The 17,925-nt window shown below is 59.0% G+C and carries 17 protein-coding genes; 10 read left to right on the top strand and 7 right to left on the bottom strand.

The window, feature by feature from the left end; translation table 11 throughout:
• The first annotated feature begins 6 nt into the window (after positions 1 to 6).
• On the top strand, positions 7 to 624 hold the full coding sequence (locus tag NTD86_RS13435) for a LysE family translocator (protein ID WP_262202927.1): 618 nt from the start codon (positions 7 to 9) through the stop codon (positions 622 to 624).
• Positions 625 to 802: 178 nt separating this feature from the next.
• On the opposite strand, the gene NTD86_RS13430 is transcribed toward NTD86_RS13435, so the two are convergent.
• The 4 genes from NTD86_RS13430 to aguA all read right to left on the bottom strand — a co-directional run bounded on the left by NTD86_RS13430 (position 803) and on the right by aguA (position 4,506).
• Positions 803 to 1,204, bottom strand: coding sequence for a type II toxin-antitoxin system HicB family antitoxin (locus NTD86_RS13430; protein ID WP_262202926.1), 402 nt, complete (start codon positions 1,202 to 1,204; stop codon positions 803 to 805).
• Positions 1,204 to 1,398, bottom strand: a complete 195-nt coding sequence (locus tag NTD86_RS13425; RefSeq protein WP_262202924.1) for a type II toxin-antitoxin system HicA family toxin — start codon at positions 1,396 to 1,398, stop codon at positions 1,204 to 1,206. The genes NTD86_RS13430 and NTD86_RS13425 overlap by 1 nt, the downstream gene beginning before the upstream one ends.
• 213 nt (positions 1,399 to 1,611) lie before the next feature.
• Positions 1,612 to 2,895 carry an OprD family porin gene (locus NTD86_RS13420; protein ID WP_262202923.1) on the bottom strand — a complete coding sequence of 428 codons (1,284 nt, stop codon included), beginning with the start codon at positions 2,893 to 2,895 and terminating at the stop codon, positions 1,612 to 1,614.
• Positions 2,896 to 3,399: 504 nt separating this feature from the next.
• On the bottom strand, positions 3,400 to 4,506 hold the full coding sequence (aguA, locus tag NTD86_RS13415) for an agmatine deiminase (RefSeq protein WP_262202922.1): 1,107 nt from the start codon (positions 4,504 to 4,506) through the stop codon (positions 3,400 to 3,402).
• A gap of 323 nt (positions 4,507 to 4,829) precedes the next feature.
• On the opposite strand from aguA, the gene rfbB reads away from it, so the two are divergent.
• From rfbB to NTD86_RS13390, 5 genes are all read left to right on the top strand, one after another.
• Positions 4,830 to 5,912 (top strand): dTDP-glucose 4,6-dehydratase, encoded by a 1,083-nt coding sequence (gene rfbB, locus NTD86_RS13410; RefSeq protein ID WP_262202920.1) that lies wholly within the window; start codon positions 4,830 to 4,832, stop codon positions 5,910 to 5,912.
• Positions 5,909 to 6,793 (top strand): dTDP-4-dehydrorhamnose reductase, encoded by an 885-nt coding sequence (gene rfbD, locus NTD86_RS13405; RefSeq protein WP_262202919.1) that lies wholly within the window; start codon positions 5,909 to 5,911, stop codon positions 6,791 to 6,793. Before rfbB ends, rfbD begins: the two co-directional genes overlap by 4 nt.
• Positions 6,794 to 7,002: 209 nt before the next feature.
• The gene (locus tag NTD86_RS13400; RefSeq protein ID WP_262202917.1) at positions 7,003 to 8,817 is read left to right on the top strand and encodes a cache domain-containing protein; all 1,815 of its coding nucleotides are present in this window, start codon (positions 7,003 to 7,005) and stop codon (positions 8,815 to 8,817) included.
• Positions 8,814 to 10,208: a sigma-54-dependent transcriptional regulator gene (locus tag NTD86_RS13395; protein ID WP_262202916.1), complete on the top strand. Its 1,395-nt coding sequence runs from the start codon at positions 8,814 to 8,816 to the stop codon at positions 10,206 to 10,208. Before NTD86_RS13400 ends, NTD86_RS13395 begins: the two co-directional genes overlap by 4 nt.
• 19 nt (positions 10,209 to 10,227) lie before the next feature.
• Positions 10,228 to 10,683, top strand: coding sequence for a thioesterase domain-containing protein (locus NTD86_RS13390; protein ID WP_262202915.1), 456 nt, complete (start codon positions 10,228 to 10,230; stop codon positions 10,681 to 10,683).
• A 283-nt stretch (positions 10,684 to 10,966) separates the two neighbouring features.
• On the opposite strand, the gene cysQ is transcribed toward NTD86_RS13390, so the two are convergent.
• Positions 10,967 to 11,806: a 3'(2'),5'-bisphosphate nucleotidase CysQ gene (gene cysQ, locus NTD86_RS13385; RefSeq protein WP_262202914.1), complete on the bottom strand. Its 840-nt coding sequence runs from the start codon at positions 11,804 to 11,806 to the stop codon at positions 10,967 to 10,969.
• Positions 11,803 to 12,369 carry an ADP compounds hydrolase NudE gene (gene nudE / locus NTD86_RS13380; RefSeq protein ID WP_262202913.1) on the bottom strand — a complete coding sequence of 189 codons (567 nt, stop codon included), beginning with the start codon at positions 12,367 to 12,369 and terminating at the stop codon, positions 11,803 to 11,805. The genes cysQ and nudE overlap by 4 nt, the downstream gene beginning before the upstream one ends.
• A gap of 88 nt (positions 12,370 to 12,457) precedes the next feature.
• On the opposite strand from nudE, the gene yrfG reads away from it, so the two are divergent.
• Complete coding sequence (gene yrfG / locus NTD86_RS13375) at positions 12,458 to 13,120, top strand: GMP/IMP nucleotidase (RefSeq protein ID WP_262202912.1); 663 nt, start codon at positions 12,458 to 12,460, stop codon at positions 13,118 to 13,120.
• 77 nt (positions 13,121 to 13,197) lie between these two features.
• On the opposite strand, the gene lysM is transcribed toward yrfG, so the two are convergent.
• Entirely contained in the window at positions 13,198 to 13,638 is a 441-nt protein-coding gene (gene lysM, locus NTD86_RS13370) for a peptidoglycan-binding protein LysM (RefSeq protein ID WP_262202910.1), read from the bottom strand.
• Between the two features lie 65 nt (positions 13,639 to 13,703).
• On the opposite strand from lysM, the gene NTD86_RS13365 reads away from it, so the two are divergent.
• From NTD86_RS13365 to NTD86_RS13355, 3 genes are all read left to right on the top strand, one after another.
• Complete coding sequence (locus NTD86_RS13365) at positions 13,704 to 14,591, top strand: LysR family transcriptional regulator (RefSeq protein WP_262202909.1); 888 nt, start codon at positions 13,704 to 13,706, stop codon at positions 14,589 to 14,591.
• 94 nt (positions 14,592 to 14,685) lie between these two features.
• The gene (gene fdhD, locus NTD86_RS13360) at positions 14,686 to 15,525 is read left to right on the top strand and encodes a formate dehydrogenase accessory sulfurtransferase FdhD (RefSeq protein ID WP_262202908.1); all 840 of its coding nucleotides are present in this window, start codon (positions 14,686 to 14,688) and stop codon (positions 15,523 to 15,525) included.
• Positions 15,522 to 17,870: an FdhF/YdeP family oxidoreductase gene (locus NTD86_RS13355; protein WP_262202907.1), complete on the top strand. Its 2,349-nt coding sequence runs from the start codon at positions 15,522 to 15,524 to the stop codon at positions 17,868 to 17,870. Before fdhD ends, NTD86_RS13355 begins: the two co-directional genes overlap by 4 nt.
• Positions 17,871 to 17,925 lie beyond the last annotated feature (55 nt).

The raw sequence follows: 17,925 nt of genomic DNA, 5'->3' as shown, positions 1-17,925 counted from the left end.
GCACAAATGGTCGAAACACTGCCTTCTATTTACCAGGCCACCTTCACATTCTCCATTGCTGCAATTGCCTTACTCGCCAGCCCCGGTCCTGCCACGCTGGCTTTGGCAGCGAGTGGCGCTGCCTATGGCCTGAAACGCTCGATCCTGTTCTTCGCCGGTATTACCGCAGGGCTTGTGATAGCTCTGGCATTGGTCACCGCGGGGCTAGATGCGTTTATTCATAGTTTCCCCTACCTGGGCACGACGCTCACCGCAGTATCCATTCTTTATATTCTTTATTTAGCCTATGCCATCGCCACGACCCCACCGGTCAATGACGGGCAAACAGCAACCAACCCGGGGCTGACAGCGGGCTTCATATTGGGTATCGCGAATATAAAAGCGTATGCCGCCTTTGCCGCGTTATTAAGCAGTTTTACTGTAGGCGTTACGCCAACATGGGAGTCATTTACCAAGGCATCCATCTGCCTGGCAGTGTGTGTGGTGTTCGATTTTTTATGGCTCTTGGTTGGGAGCAAGCTGCGAAAACTATTTGTCCATCGCACCTGGAGTCGAGTACTGAATGTGAGCTTCGCTGTTTTGATGGTCGTGACAATCGCTTGGTCATTCTTGCTGACGGGATAGTTCTAGAGCCGCTTGAGCGCCTTGTAACCGAGCCAAATCGACCGTGCCCAGGCTTTAACATGATGCAGCACTGATGCTGGGGATCCGTGGGCGGTTTTAAGAAGATAAAGAACATTACGAGCAAACTCGCTCCATGCGGCGCGAGTTTTGTTAACTAGACTTTAAACAAACAAGCACTCTACACACCCAGTTCGCGCAAAGCAGCGGTAGCCAAAAAGCCCGAGCGTGACGCGTAACGGTGATCCTTGCTTACACGTTCATCAATGCGCAAGAGCAAATTCTCAGGCAAGGAGGCGTTGAAGCGCACCGACTTTCCAAGGTAGGGAGTCAGATCGAATTCAACCACCGCCCAAATCCCATTCGCATAATCTGGATTGTCCAAATGCGCATCCACGTCCTTGGCCTGTGGAAGCTCACCGCCGTCAGCCACTACACCTTCCAGATGCAAAGCCAAAGCCTCTTGCACGTTATCCAGTGCCTGCGAAAAAGTGCAGCCCGCAGAGTAGCAACCCGGAACATCCGGCACCGTTACACTGAATTCAGAATCCGTATCTTTGTGTACTACGACAGGAAATCTCATTACCTTGCCTCTCCTTTAAGACCCGCAGATTTGAAGATGTTATGCAGCGTCCCTTTAGCAATTTCAGTCTTTGGATGTGGAACAGTTACCCGACCCGCTTTCGTTGGGTGCTTGAACTGGTGATGACTTCCCTTCACTGCGATCTCAAACCATCCGTCCGCCACTAACTTCTCGATTACCTCACGACTGCGCACTCCTTCACCCCCAGACTGTTGTGTACGTTACACACCATCGGATAATGGTGCAATTTATTAATACACACAGTACACACAGAAAGCGGAATAGACATCGAGTCGTGTGTTACACCCTGTTGAACGCCCTGACAGCCCGCCAAAAAAAACGCCCCGAACCAAACGGTTCGGGGCGTTTTTATTCAGATGTCAGGCCTGTCTGGCAAGCCGGTCACATCAGAAAATGCTGATTGGGTAATCAACAAATACGCGGACTTCGTTGCCGCCGACGTTGTAGTCGCTGGCGTTGTTGGAAACGCGCAACCACGAACCGCGCAGACGCACGCTCAGATCTTTAACCGGACCGCTTTGTACAACGTACTTGGCCTGGTTGTAGATTTCGCGCTCGGTACCACGACCACGGCCCGAACCGTCGTCGATGTTGGTGCCGCGTACGTAGGCGATGTTGTAGGTCAGACCTGGAATGCCAACGGCGCCGAAGTCGAAGCCGTAACCCAGCTGCCACGAACGCTCGTCTTTGGCGTTGAAGTCAGACCAGTAGGAGTTGGCCAGCAGGATGGTGTTGCCACCGTCGCCCACGCCGCCCGCATTGCGGTAGCCGCCGTATGGGTAGCCGATTTCACCGGTGCTGCTCTGGTAAGCCAGAACCAGCGAGTGAGGACCGTAAGCGTAGGTGGTTGCCAAGCTCCAGATCTTGTTGTCTGTGCCGTCAACTTGCAGCACATCACGCGCGTAGCCAGAATCTACGTGGGTGCGATAGCCGTTGAAGTCAAACGTCAGGGACTGTTTGTCATCCAGTGGCAGAGCATAGGTCATGCCCAGGTACTGCTTGCGCAGTTCGTCTTTCATCTCGGAGCCGTACAACGAGGCCGAGAAGCGCTCAGTGAACTTGTAGCTACCACCGAATACGTTGATGCTCTTCAGGCCGCCGCTGTTACGTGCTTCAGCACTTTTACGCGACTCTTCAGTGAAGCGACCCACGTTGATTTCCAGACCGTCGATCTCTTTGGAGGTCAACAGAGTACCGGTGAAGCTTTCTGGCATCAGACGCGAGTTGTCGTACATCAGTACCGGCAGAGCAGGCATTTGATCACCGTATTTCAGCACGGTGTTCGAAATGCGGAACTTCACTGCAGCGCCAGCTTTGGCGATGTCGTGAGCCGCTTTGCCGTTATGGTCTTGCTTGAAGAAGTCGATGCCGCCTGCGCCGCTGCTGCCCTTGCCGCCGTCCAGACGCAGTGCGTAGATGCCGAAAGCATCCACACCCACGCCCACGGTGCCTTGGGTGAAGCCGGAGGTGAATGTGCCGAGGAAGCCTTGGCCCCATTCAGCTTTGTCTTGCTTGTGGTGTTTGTAGTCGCGGCTGATGTAGGCGTTGCGCGCCAATACGTTCAGGTGGCTGTCTTCTACAAAACCTTTTGCGTCAGCTTGATCGTTAGCCATGGCCTGGGTAGCACCGAGTACGCCCAGAGCGAGTAGACCTATCCGTGTTTTTAACATTTTATTTTCCTTATTTCTGAATAGAAGCGCGCTGTGGGTATCAAGCTGAAACATTGAGTGGTGGTTGCTTCACATAAACAAAAAAGACCTGCACGAGACGCCGCGCGGGTCTTTCAGGAAAGTTGGTGTATGGCTTATCGCCACAGGCGTTGGCGCGAATCCTATCCGTCGTTAAGGCAAAGTGTCAATTTCGTGAAAATTTGGTTAATTGCCAAATTCTTCAAGGCACTGAATCGTTTGGGCTCTGCGCAGCCACGGCACGAAGGCGTTTGCCTGATGGAAGACGCCTTCGCGCAGCAATGTTGTTCACTCAAGAGGCGCGTAAGACCAAACGTGGGGGCGAGTTAGCTCGCGTTGCAGGCAACTCGGTCTATCTGTTGCACCTTGTCGCTCCAATCGCGTGCAAGCCCGCCCCCACAGGATGGGTGATGCCAGCCTACCCAGCTTGCTGCGCAACAGCGCTGCGTCGAAGACGCGGCGAAACTCCTGCAGCCTTGGGTCAGATCAAGCCTTGTGCGGCGCAGGCTGCTGCTGAGTCAGGCAGTGGATATTGCCACCGCCCAGCAGCAGTTCACGGCCCGGCACCATCACCACTTCGTGTTGCGGAAACAGGCGTTGCAGGATGTCTTTGGCCTGCGCGTCCATCGGGTCGTCAAAGCTTGGGGCAATGATGCCTCCGTTGACGATCAGGAAGTTCACGTAAGAGCCGGCCAGACGCTCTGACGGATTGCGGTCCTGGCTGCCAGCGACTTTATCCACACCATCACATTCTTCTTGAGTGGCGTGCATCGGCCCAGGAATCGGCATTTTGTGCACGACAAAAGGACGGCCCTTGGCATCCGTCGAGCTCGACAGGACTTTCATCGCTTCGTGGCAACGCACGTAGTTGGGGTCACGCTCGTCGTCGGTCCAGGCCAGCAGCACTTCACCCGGTGCCACGTAGCAGCAGAAGTTATCCACATGGCCGTCGGTTTCATCATTGAACAGGCCATCCGGCAGCCAGATGATCTTGTCCACAGACAGGTGCCCACGCAGCACGCTTTCGATCTCTTCACGGGACAGGTGCGGGTTGCGGTTGCGGTTCATCAGGCATTCAGCCGTGGTGATCAATGTGCCTTCGCCATCGACGTGGATAGAACCGCCTTCCAGCACAAAGCCTTCAGTGTAATAACGCGGCGTGCGCTCGATCTCCAGGATCTTGCTGCCCACTTGCTGATCGCGGTTCCACGGGTAGTACAAGCCACCGTCAAACCCGCCCCAGGCATTGAAGTCCCAGTTCACACCGCGCACTTCACCGTTGTCGTTGATCACGAATGTCGGGCCGCTGTCACGTACCCAGGCATCATCGTTGGAGAGTTCGACGACACGAATGTTCGGCACATCGAGTTGCGCACGCGCGTTTTCGTACTGGGCCGCCGACACGCCCACGGTCACTGGCTCAAAGCGCGCAATGGCCTTGGCCACCGCCGCGTGCGCGGCTTGCGCAGGCTTGCCGCCCAAACGCCAGTTGTCCGGGCGCTCAGGCCAGATCATCCAGACCTGGGTTTGTGGAGCCCATTCAGCAGGCATGTAAAAGCCGTCAGCGCGAGGCGTGCTGTGCAAAGTCGTCATAACCGTCAGGACTCCAGAAAACCAAAAAAGGTGGATGGGTACAGCAAGCAGACAGGCCCCAAACACTGGACGCCCGTCTGCATTTCGTCAATGAACGGCGCCTTTATAGCCGATAAATATCCATAATAAAAACCATTTATCGGATTTAATCTTGATCAATATCGATAAAACACAGATATAAATCGATCTTAAAAATAGTGCTTCTTACTTTCCTACAGTACACACAGGATTATTCCCGACCGCTCCCACTTGCACCGCCCAGCGCATGCCCACAAGCTATGCGCCACATGATTCAAGACCGTCAGGGAATAAGGGATATCCACATGCGCATCTTAGTGACCGGCGGTGCCGGTTTTATTGGTTCAGCTCTGATCCGCCATCTGATCAAAGACACTGCGCACGACGTGCTCAACCTCGACAAGTTGACCTACGCGGGCAACCTGGAATCGCTGCAAAGCATTGCGAGCGACACGCGCTACGAGTTCGTTCAGGCCGACATCGCCGACCAGGCGACGGTCAGCGCGGTGATCGAGCGTTTCCAACCGCAGGCGATCATGCACCTGGCGGCAGAGTCGCACGTTGATCGTTCCATCGATGGCCCTTCGGACTTCATCCAGACCAACATCGTCGGCACTTACAGCCTGCTGGAAGCCACCCGCGCTTATTGGTCCAAGCTTGCAGAGCCCGCCAAGAGTGCCTTTCGCTTCCATCACATTTCCACCGACGAAGTGTATGGCGACCTGCACGGCGTCGATGACCTGTTCACCGAAACCACGCCTTACGCACCAAGCTCGCCGTATTCGGCCAGCAAGGCCGCGTCTGATCATCTGGTACGCGCCTGGAACCGCACCTACGGCTTGCCGGTGCTGGTGACCAACTGTTCGAACAACTACGGCCCGTTCCACTTCCCGGAAAAGCTGATCCCGCTGGTCATTCTCAATGCCTTGGCCGGTAAACCGCTGCCGGTGTACGGCAATGGCCTGCAAGTGCGTGACTGGCTGTTCGTGGAAGACCACGCCCGCGCCCTGCTCAAGGTCGTGACTGAAGGTGTGGTCGGCGAAACCTACAACATTGGCGGCCACAACGAGCAAAAGAACATCGACGTGGTACGCGGTATCTGCACGTTGCTGGAAGAGCTGGCGCCCGAGCGTCCGGCCGGTGTGGCGCAGTTTGCGGACCTGATCACCTTTGTTCAGGACCGTCCGGGCCATGATCAGCGCTATGCCATCGACGCCAGTAAAATCGAACGCGAGCTGGGCTGGGTGCCCGCTGAAACTTTCGAGACCGGTCTGCGCAAAACCGTGCAGTGGTACCTGGATAACCTTGAGTGGTGCAAACACGTGCAAGACGGCAGCTACCAGGGCCAGCGCCTGGGCTTCACCGACACCAAGGACTTGATTGCATGAGCCAAGCACCTTCACCTTTGAAAATCCTGATCAGCGGCAAGACCGGCCAGGTTGCCGTTGAGCTGACCAAGCGTCTTGCCGGTCTGGGCGAGCTGATTGTGTTGGGCCGCGATGAGCTGGACTTGAGCCAGCCTGAACAGATCCGCGCACAGGTTCGCGCCCACAGGCCGGATCTGATCATCAACGCCGGTGCACACACGGCGGTGGATCTGGCAGAGAGCGAACCGGACCTGGCGTTTGCAATCAATGCCATCGCGCCCGGTGTGTTCGCCCAAGAAGCCAAAGCCCTGGGTATTCCACTGATCCACTACTCCACCGATTACGTGTTTGACGGCAGCAAACACGCGCCTTACACCGAAGACGACCAACCCAACCCGTTGGGCGTTTATGGCCAGAGCAAGCTGGCCGGCGAGCAGGCGATCATCGCCGAGGGCGGGCAGCATTTGATCCTGCGCACCAGTTGGGTGTACTCCACCCACGGCAAAAACTTCCTGCTGACCATGCAACGTTTGCTGCCGCAGAGAACCGAGCTTCGCGTGGTGGCGGATCAGATTGGCGCTCCGACCTGGGCCGGCACCATTGCCCAAAGCACGCGAGCCCTGATCGAACGCTGGCAGGCAGGCAAACCCGGTGCCTGGGGCGTTTACCACCTGACGGCGCACGGCGAGACCTCGTGGTTTGGCTTCACCCAGGCCATTGCCGAACACCTGACTGCCCAAGGCAAACAGTGCGCCAGCCTTGAGCCGATCCCGGCCAGCGCCTACCCGACGCCCGCCGCCCGCCCACAAAACTCGCGCCTGGATTGCAGCCGTTTAGCACGCGAATGGCAGGTTACACAGCCGGATTGGCGGGTTGCACTCAATGCATGCCTGGCCGAGTAACGCCAAGCACGGCACACCCCGGTTCGCTCTTATCAAGGCACCACATCGCTTGTGTGTGTGGGCATGGGTGTCTACCGGGGTATGTGCCAGGCAAATATCGCGCGTAGAAGCTGCCGCAGGCTGCGCCAGCGCCTGCCAAAAGCAGGGGGCGCGGTGTCTGCACGACGGGGCAGCGCCTACAGTAGGTCCGCGTAGGTATACTGCGCCTCATGATCTCGACTCCTACACCTCCTCGCCGTCCCCGTTGGCGTAGCCTGGCCTTGCTGGCGCTGTGTCTGGCGCCCTTGCTGTGGCCGCTGCAGCATTTGGCCGAGCGCTATTACCGCAGCGAACTGGCCGGGCAAAACCGCCAGACCCTCGACCTGTACGTGGCCAACTTGCTGGGCACGTTGCATCGCTACGAGGTGCTGCCACAAATCCTCGGCGAACTGCCTGCGCTGCGTAACTCGCTGGCCGATCCTGAAGACCCGCAGACTCTGGACACAGCCAACAAACTGCTCGCAGATATCACCCGCCAGACCGGCGCTGAAGTGATGTACCTGATCGATGCCGACGGCAATACGGTGGCGACGTCAAACTGGGACAAGCCCGACAGCTTTATCCGACGCAACTTTGCTTTCCGTCCGTACTTCAGCGAAGCAATGGACGGCAAGCTTGGGCGATTCTTCGGGCTGGGCACCACCTCCGGCAAGCGCGGCTATTACTTTGCCGCCCCGGTGGTCGAGGACGGTAAAAAAGTCGGCGTGCTGGTGGTCAAGGTTGACCTCGATCACACCGAACGCCTGTGGGGCAAAACCCCGGAGCAATTGCTGACGACGGACGACAACGGTGTGGTCATCCTGACGTCGCGCCCGGACTGGCGCTTCAAGGCCACTCGCAAACTGTCGCAGCAAGAGCAGCAGGACATTTTCGCCATCTTGCCGTATCCCACGCGCAACCTGCAGCCGCTGAACATCAATCCCGACTCCTGGCTGGTGCAAACCCAAAAGATCGATGAGACCGGCTGGAGCGTGAACATCCTCGCCCCTCGCACCTTGATCGACCGCCCGGTGCGTACCGTGCTGGCCATTGGCGCCGCCACCTTGCTGGTGGTCATGCTGTTGATCAGCCTGATGATGCAGCGCCGCCGTCACTACCTGGAGCGCATCGCCTTCGAAGCCAAGGCCCGACGCGAACTGGAAGGTCGCGTGGCTGAGCGCACCAGCGACCTCGAAGGCCTCAACCAGCGCCTGCGCAAGGAAGTACTGGAGCGCGAACATGCGCAACAAGAGCTGGTGCGCGCCCAGGATGATCTGGTCCAGGCCGGCAAGTTGTCAGCGCTGGGCACCATGTCTGCAAGCATCAGCCACGAGCTCAACCAGCCGCTGGCAGCCATCCGTAGCTACGCGGAAAACGCCGAAGTGCTGCTTGATCATCAACGCACCGACGATGCGCGCAGCAACCTCAAGCTGATCAACGAATTGACCGGGCGGATGTCCTCGATCATTGCCCACCTGCGTGCGTTCGCCCGGCGTGATCGGCACGCGCCGGAAAGTGTGGCGCTACAACCCGCGCTGGACGATGCCCTGGCCTTGCTGGCCAAGCGTCGGCGCAGCATGGAGGTCGAGCTGATCCGCGACTTGCCCGCGGCCACGCTGTGGGTCGAAGCCGGTGAGACCCGTTTGCGCCAGGTGCTGGGCAACCTGCTGGCCAATGCCCTCGACGCCCTCACCGAAAAAGGCCCGCCCCGGCGGTTATGGATAAGTGCCCAATCCACGCCTGAAGGCGTCACTGTGTTCATTCGCGACAACGGCCCGGGTTTTTGCATGGAAGCCCTGGGCCGCGCCGGCGAGCCGTTCTACACCACCAAGACCCGTACCCAGGGGCTGGGTTTGGGGCTGGCCATTTGCGACACGCTGATTCGTGCGTTCGGCGGCGAATTGCTGTTCGCCAACCACAAGGAAGGCGGCGCCCTAATTACCCTGCGACTGCGCGCCGGTGCGCCAGGCGTGAGCTTGCAAGCTTCAGAGGACTCCAGGTCATGAGCCAACCCATTGATCCGAGCGTTCAGGTCATCTTGATCGACGATGATCCGCACCTGCGCCAGGCGCTCTATCAAACCCTGGACCTGGCCGGGCTTAACGTATTGCCGCTGGCCGAAGCCAACGGCCTGGCCGAACGTATTGAGCGCGACTGGTCGGGCGTGGTGGTCAGCGACATCCGCATGCCGGGTATGGACGGGCTGGAGTTGCTGACCCACCTCCATGCGCAAGACCCTGAACTGCCGGTGCTGTTAATCACCGGGCATGGCGATGTACCGCTGGCTGTGCAAGCCATGCGCGCCGGTGCCTACGACTTTCTGGAAAAACCGTTCGCCAGCGACGCGTTGCTCGATAGCGTGCGCCGGGCGCTGGCCCTGCGCGCATTGGTCCTGGACAACCGCAGCTTGCGCCTGGCGCTCAGTGACCGCCAGCAACTGAGCACCCGGCTGGTGGGGCAGTCCCCGGCCATGCTGCGTCTGCGCGATCAAATCGGCGCGCTGGCGGCGACCAAGGCGGACGTCTTGATTTTGGGCGAAACCGGCTCTGGCAAAGAAGTCGTCGCCCGAGCGTTGCACGACCTGTCGAGCCGCCGCAACGGCCCCTTCGTCGCGATCAACGCCGGCGCACTGGCCGAGTCGGTGGTCGAAAGCGAACTGTTCGGCCATGAACCTGGCGCCTTTACCGGCGCGCAAAAGCGCCGTATCGGCAAATTCGAATTCGCCAATGGCGGGACGTTGTTCCTCGACGAAATCGAAAGCATGAGCCTGGACGTGCAGGTCAAACTGCTGCGTTTGCTGCAAGAGCGCGTGGTCGAACGTTTGGGTGGCAACCAACTGATCCCGCTGGACATTCGGGTGATCGCCGCGACCAAGGAAGACCTTCGCCAGTCGGCTGACCAAGGCCGTTTCCGCGCTGACTTGTACTACCGGCTGAACGTTGCGCCGCTGCGGATTGCGCCGTTGCGTGAGCGTGGGGATGACGTGTTGGTGCTGTTCCAGCACTTTGCCGACGAAGCCAGCACCCGCCACGGCCTGGCACTCAACGCACTACAACCCGGCCAACGTGCGCAACTGTTGCGTCATACCTGGCCGGGCAATGTACGCGAACTGCAAAACGTTGCTGAGCGATTTGCCCTGGGTCTGGAATTGGCTTTGGACGAAGATGCCAACGATACAACGCAAGCGTCTGACCTTGGGGTGTCGGGCAGCTTGAGCGAGCAAGTTGAACAGTTCGAAAAAAGCCTGATTGCCGCCGAACTTGAGCGCTCACACAGCTCGATGCGCAGCCTGGCCGAAGCGTTGGGTGTGCCGCGCAAAACCCTGCATGACAAGCTGCGCAAACACGGGCTTCACTTCGAGAGCGGCAGCCATCCTCACACCGATGAACTCGATTGACCTGCACAGGATCCCCCGCATGAACCGCGACAGTCGTTATCTGGAATCCATCCTTCATCACGACATTCCGCTGACCCGTGAAATGGGCCTCACAGTGGTCGACTGGCATGATCGGCAACTGCGTCTGCAATTGCCGCTGGAAGCCAACATCAACCACAAAAGCACCATGTTTGGCGGCAGTCTGTATTGCGGCGCGGTACTGGCAGGCTGGGGCTGGTTGCACCTGAGCCTGCGTGAAGCCGGGGTCGAAGACGGGCACATCGTGATCCAGGAAGGCCACATCAGCTACCCGCTGCCTGTGACCCAAGACGCCATCGCGCTGTGCGATGCGCCGAGCGAGGCCGCGTGGAACAAGTTTTTGACGATGTACAAACGCCATGGGCGGGCGCGTCTGACCCTGGAAACGCGGTTGATCAATGCTGACGGTGGGGACGATGCGGTGCGGTTTAGCGGGCAATATGTGTTGCATCGCTAATTGCCCTCACCCCAACCCTCTCCCGGAGGGAGAGGGAGCTTGAACGAGGTGTTTTCAGAATCACCGCCGTTCTTCCAGACCGCATCGAACGCTTTAACGACGTGTTTTCAAAATCAGCACAACACTCCACGACCGCAGCAAGGCTTGAGCATCCCTCGATCAATCCCCTCTCCCACCGGGAGAGGACGCTTTACCGAGGTGTTTTCAAAGTCAGCGCAACACTCCACGATCGCAGCAAGGCTTGAGCATCCCCCGGTCAGTCCCCTCTCCCTCCGGGAGAGGGTTAGGGTGAGGGGCTTTGGGTTTTTGCCAACGCCAACAATTGCTCACGCCACGATGCCTTGGCTGGCAAGGCCAAAAAATAGCCATTGAGCAACGACTCGCGCGCCGGGTACGTGAACGGTTGGCCATCCAGTTGCAGCACCACCCCACCCGCGCCTTCCAGTACGCCTTGAGCCGCTGCGGTGTCCCACTGTGAAGTCGGCGCCAGACGCGGGTAGCAATCCGCCGCCCCTTCGGCCAGCAAACAGAACTTCAACGAGCTGCCAATGTTGGCAGTTTCCAACGTGCCCACTGCCGTCTCCAGCCCGGCCAGCAAGCGCTCTTGCTCGGGGCTTGAATGCCGACGACTGGCCACCACGATCAGCGGTTCGCCTTGTGGCAGCACGTCGCGCACGCGGATCGGCACGATCACGTCCGCATCCGCCCGCCAGGCACCCAAATCCGCGCCACCGTAATAACAACGGCCACTGGTAGGCATTGAAACCACACCGAAGACCACGCGGCCGTGTTCGATCAGGGCAATGTTGACGGTGAACTCCTCGCTGCCCGAGATGAACTCCTTGGTGCCGTCCAACGGGTCGACCAGCCACCAGCGCGTCCAGCCCTCCCGCACGCTCTGCGCAATATTCGCGTCTTCTTCCGACAGCACCGGGATAGTTGGGTCCAGCGCCGTCAGGCCATCGAGCAAAATGTGATGCGCTGCCAGGTCAGCGGCTGTCACCGGGGAATCATCGGCCTTGGCAGTGACGGCTACGTCTGCACGCCAGAACGGCAGGATGGCCTCGCCAGCACGGTGCGCAAGTTCGATCACGGGGGCCAGCAACGGATGCGCCACATTCACGGTTTAAACACTCCACGCTGAGTCAATACATCACGCGCCAGGTACAACGCGGCCAAGGCACGGCCTTCGCTGAATTGCGGGTTTTGCACCAGCGTGGACAATTCGCGCAGATTGACCCGATCAACCCGCATCGGCTCCGGCTCGTCGCCTTCAAGGCGGGCTTCATACAACTCTGAAGCCAGCACCACCTGAATCTTTTGGCTCATGTACCCCGGCGACAACGACAGCTCAGTCAAATGCTCCAACTGTCGGGCACCAAAGCCTGCTTCTTCTTTCAATTCACGTTCGGCGGCCGCCAGCACGTCTTCGCCCGGTTCGATCAACCCCTTGGGCAATGACACTTCGTATTCATCGGTGCCGCCGCAATATTCTTCGACCAGAATGGCGTGCTCGGCGTCGATCATTGCCACGATCATGACCGCGCCATAGCCGTTGCCGCGCCCCACCAACCGTTCGTAAGTGCGCTCAACGCCATTGGAGAAGCGCAGTTGCACTTCCTCGACCCGAAACAATCGGCTACTGGCAACAATTTCACGGGCAAGTACGGTGGGTTTTTGGCGCATAGCGGCTCCTCAATATGAACGGGTTACTATACCCCGGCTTTTCCGATTGTCTGTGTCGGATGTTTTTCTACTGTGGGAGAAGTTTTGCATGACAGCGTTACCTTGGCGCGACATTGATACCGTTCTGCTGGACATGGACGGCACACTGCTCGACCTGCACTACGACAACCACTTCTGGCTCGAACACTTGCCACAGCGTTATGCCGACTTGCACGGCATCAGCCGCGCAATGGCAGATCTGGAGCTGACACCACTGTTTGAGAACAACGCAGGCCAGTTGAAATGGTACTGCCTGGACTTCTGGAGCAGCGAGCTGAAGATTCCGGTGCGCGAGCTCAAGCTCGAAACCGCCCACCTGATTGCCTTGCGGCCCGATGCGGACACCTTTTTAGCCGCGGTCAAAGCCGCTGGCAAGCGGGTGATCCTGATCACCAACGCGCACCGCGATTCGTTGTCATTGAAACTGGAGCGCATTGAACTGGCGCCGTATTTCGAGCGCCTGATCAGTTCCCACGACTACGGTTTCCCCAAGGAAAGCCCGGCGTTCTGGGATGCCCTGCAAGCCGATATCGGCTTTGATCCCAGCCGCAGCCTGTTTATCGACGACACCTTGCCAATCCTGCGCAGCGCCCAGGCGTTCGGGGTAGGCCATCTGCTGGCCGTCAAACAGCCGGACAGCAAAAAAGGCCCGAAAGACACCGAAGAATTCGCGGCACTGGGGGATTATCGCGAGCTGCTGGAAGGGCTTTGATTCACACAAAACGTGTAGGAGCGAGCTTGCCTCGCGATCTTTCCAAAGATCAAAAACTCGCTCCTACAGACATCAGCTTACTCAGGAATACGCAGCGTCTGCCCTGGGTAGATTTTGTCCACGCTCTTGAGCAGCGGCTTGTTGGCTTCGAAGATTTTGTTGTACTGGTTGGCGTTGCCATACACTGCCAGCGAAATCGCGCTCAGGGTGTCGCCTTTTTTCACCACGACAAAACGCGAAGCTACTACGGCAGGCCCGCTGACGGTGATCTGATCGTCAACGCTGGCCACACCGGCAATGTTGCCCGCCGCCAGTATGATTTTTTCTTTCTCTTCCTGAGAGGCTACCTCGCCGCTGAGCGTTATCTTGTCGCCCTCCACCTCGGCTTTGATATTAGGATTGCCCAAGCCTACAGCCTCTACGTGTTTTTTGAGGTCGTCTGAGGCATTGGCATTTCCCGGGGTGAACAGGTGGGCTAGTTTTTCACCGGCTTCTTTCACAAAGCTTAAAAGGCTCATAGGTCACGCTCCAAGGTAGGAAATATCCAGAGACCTAAGCGTAGACCAACATTGCTGGAGCAAGGATGGACATCAAACAGCTGAAATTCCTCATTGCCCTGGATGAAACCCGGCACTTCGGTCAGGCCGCTGCCCGTTGCCATATCACCCAGCCCACGCTGTCGATGCGCTTGCGCAGCCTTGAGCAAGAGCTCGATCTACAACTGGTCAATCGAGGCCAACGCTTTGAAAGCTTTACCGCCCCCGGTGAGCGCATCCTCGCCTGGGCACGCACCGTGCTGGCGGCCTACGATGGCTTGCAAGCCGAAGCGGCGGCCTGTCGCGGCAATTTGATCGGTACGTTGCGCCTGGGGGTGGTGCCGTTGTCCAGCTTCGACCCGCTGCCTTTGTTGCAACGCATGCACCAGCTACACCCCGAGCTGCGCTTTGAGCTATCGGCCCTGAGTTCGGAGCAAATCCTGGAACAGCTGGCCAGCAACCAGTTGGATATCGGGGTCTCGTACCTGGACCGCCTTGATCACGAGCGCTTCGACTCACTGGCCCTGGGCGACACCCGAATGGGGCTTCTTTACGACCAACGGTATTTCAACTTTGCTGATCAGCCGCTGAGCTGGGAGGCCCTGATCACCTTGCCTCTGGGGCTGCTCAGCGGCGGAATGCACTTTCGCCAGTCCATCGATCACAACTTCCACAGTCGCGGCCTTACGCCCCATCCCCTGTTACAAACCGATGCCGTTCATCAATTGTTGCAAGCGGTGCACGCGGGCCTCTGCTGCGCGGTAATGCCGCTTGAAGGCGGGCTTGAAGCGCTGACCGACACCTTGCGCCTGCACCCGATCGAAGACGCCAAAACCTTGTCGCAACTGGGTTTGATCATGCGGCGGGAGGCGCCGCGTTCGGCGCTGGCAGAAGCCTGTTTTGCACAGTTTCAGAAATCACCCGACCTGTCTTGATCGACAGCCTCTATCAGCAGATCAACGCTAGCGATTAGACGCGACCCAGTGTCGCGCCTACGCTTAGGGTCATAGACCACGTTGGTAAAGCCCTATGAACGCCAAGCGCCCTTTGTGCGCGGCGCCCGCTCCCAGTACGCCCGCGCCTGCTGCCAGCCAGACCTATCACTACGTCACGCTCGACCATGGCAGCGGTGCAGAAACGGCCCTCGCAGAAGAAGTGGCACTGGCGATTGCCTACAACGGCATCAACCAGGCCGTGATGCTGGTGACGCCCACCGACCTTGAAGACTTTATCGTCGGCTTCAGCCTGGGCAGCGGCATCATCAAAGACGCGAACGATATCTACGACCTCAAGCTCAGCGGCTCAGGCTCGGCGCAATACGCTCAGGTCGAAATCGCCAGCCGGGCGTTCTGGAACCTCAAGCAACAGCGTCGGCAACTGGCCGGCACCAGCGGCTGCGGCTTGTGCGGCGTTGAGGCGGTGGAGCAAGCGCTGCCCGACCTCAAGGTACTGCCCGGCGCGCCCTTGCCGCCCGCCCATTGGCTCGAAGGCTTGCGCCAGCGCATCAGCGACTTCCAACCGCTGGGCCAGCACTGCGGCGCAGTGCATGCCGCTGTTTATATGGACGCCAAGGGCGAACTGCTGATGGGCCGCGAAGATATCGGCCGGCACAACGCCCTCGACAAACTGATCGGTGCGCTGGTGCGCCAGCACATCGACCTGAGTGGCGGCACGGCGATTGTCACCAGCCGCTGCAGCCTTGAGCTGATTCAAAAAGTGTTACGCGCTGGGATTCAAACCCTGATCAGCCTGTCCTCGCCTACCGGCCTGGCGCTGCAATGGGCCCGGCGCCATAACCTGAACCTTATTCATCTGCCCCACAAAAGCGCGCCGCGTGTGTACAGCCCAGCGCAGGAGATTCAATCGTGAGCCTTCATCATCAAGCCGACCAAACCCCGAATCCGCGCTACAAGCCTTATAAAGGCCCGGCCGGCGGCTGGGGCGCACTGATCAGTGTGGCGCAGGCCTGGTTGACCAGCGACAACGCTCTGAAAAACCTGCGCATGATGCTCAAAACCAACCAGAACGGCGGTTTCGATTGCCCGGGTTGCGCCTGGGGCGACTCGCCGGAAAGCGGCATGGTCAAGTTCTGCGAGAACGGCGCCAAGGCGGTGAACTGGGAAGCGACCAAGCGCCGGGTAGACGCAGCCTTCTTCGCCAAATACAGCGTCAGCGCCTTGCTGGAGCAAAGCGATTACTGGCTTGAATATCAGGGCCGCCTGACCGAACCAATGCGTTACAACGCCGAAACCGATCATTACGAGCCCATCAGTTGGGACGCGGCCAACAGCGTAATCGCCCGCCATCTGCTGAACCTGTCGAGCCCCAACGAAGCCGAGTTCTACACCTCGGGCCGCGCCAGCAATGAAGCGGCGTACCTGTATCAGCTGTTTGTCCGTGCGTTCGGCACCAACAACTTCCCGGACTGCTCGAACATGTGCCACGAGGCCAGCGGTGTGGCGCTGGCGCAAAGCATCGGCGTGGGCAAAGGCACCGTGACGTTCGATGACTTTGAACACGCCGACGCGATTTTCGTGCTGGGGCAGAACCCAGGCACCAACCACCCGCGCATGCTTGAACCGCTGCGCGAAGCGGTTAAACGCGGCGCTCAGGTGGTGTGCGTCAACCCACTGAAAGAGCGCGGATTGGAGCGCTTCCAGCATCCGCAGCATCCACTGGAGATGCTCACCAACGGCGACCGCCCCACCAACACCGCCTACCTGCGCCCGGCGTTGGGCGGCGACATGGCGCTGTTGCGCGGCATGGCCAAGTTCCTGCTGCAATGGGAGCGCGATGCACAGGCGGCCGGCGAACCAGCGGTGTTCGATCACGCGTTTTTGAATGAACACACCTCGGGCATCCTCGATTACATCTCCAGCCTGGACGACACGTCCTGGGAGCATATCGTCGAGCAGTCGGGCCTCACTCTGGTGGACATCGAGCGCGCCGCGCGCATGTACCTCAAGGGTAAAAACGTGATCATGTGCTGGGCGATGGGCATCACCCAACACCGCCATTCGGTGCAGACCATTCAGGAAATCGCCAACCTGATGCTGCTGCGCGGAAACATCGGCCGGCCTGGCGCGGGCCTGTGCCCGGTGCGTGGCCACAGTAACGTGCAGGGCGACCGCACCATGGGGATCAATGAACGGCCACCAGTGGCCTTCCTTGACTCACTGGAGCGGCGCTTCAACTTCAAGGTGCCGCGTGAAAACGGCCATAACGTGGTCGAAGCCATTCACGCCATGCTGGAAGGTCGAGCCAAGGTATTTATTGGCCTGGGCGGCAACTTTGCCCAAGCCACTCCTGATAGCCCGCGCACGGCCCAGGCCCTGCGCAATTGCGACCTGACCGTGCAGATCAGCACCAAGCTCAACCGCAGCCATCTGATGCACGGCAAAGAGGCGCTGATTTTGCCGTGCCTGGGCCGCACCGACATCGACCTTCAGGCCGAGGGCCCGCAGGCGGTCACCGTTGAAGACTCGTTCAGCATGGTCCACGCCTCTAATGGCCAGCTCAAAGCCTTGTCGAATCAGATGCGCTCTGAGCCTGCGATCATCGCCGCAATTGCCGCTGCCACATTGGGCACGCACCCCATCGACTGGAACTGGATCGTGGCCGACTACAGTCGCATTCGCGAGCTGATTGCCGACACGATTCCGGGGTTCAAAGACTTCAACACGCGCATCCAGCACCCAGGCGGTTTCTACCTGGGTAACTCGGCCGGGGCACGGCAGTGGAATACGCCGACCCAGCGCGCCAACTTCCGCATCAACGCGTTGCCACAAGACCTCATCGACGCCCGCACCCGCGCCACAGGCCAGTTGCCGGACCTGATCCTGCAATCGATGCGCTCCCATGACCAGTACAACACCACCATCTACGGCCTCGATGACCGTTATCGTGGGGTCAAGGGCCAGCGTAACGTCCTGTTTGCCAACGAAGCCGACATCATCCGCCTGGGCTTCAAGCCGGGGCAAAAAGTCGACATCGTGTCGATCTGGGATGACGCGCATGAGCGCCGGGTGAAGAACTTCACCTTGCTGGCGTTTGATATTCCGGCCGGGCAAGCGGCGGCATATTACCCGGAGGTCAACCCGCTGGTGCCGTTGGAAAGCACCGGGGATGGCAGCCATACACCGACGTCAAAATTCGTGGCGATCCGTTTGGAAGCGGCCAGCCCATCGCGGTTGATCATGGCAAAAGCGAGCTGACCCTAGCGCTGTACGAATACCTTTTATTTCCAGGCACAAAAAAGGCCAATTTCCG

The sequence above is a fragment of the Pseudomonas sp. 7P_10.2_Bac1 genome, from assembly GCF_025465935.1.
Lineage (GTDB): Bacteria > Pseudomonadota > Gammaproteobacteria > Pseudomonadales > Pseudomonadaceae > Aquipseudomonas.
This window is presented reverse-complemented; position numbering and strand designations above follow the sequence as displayed.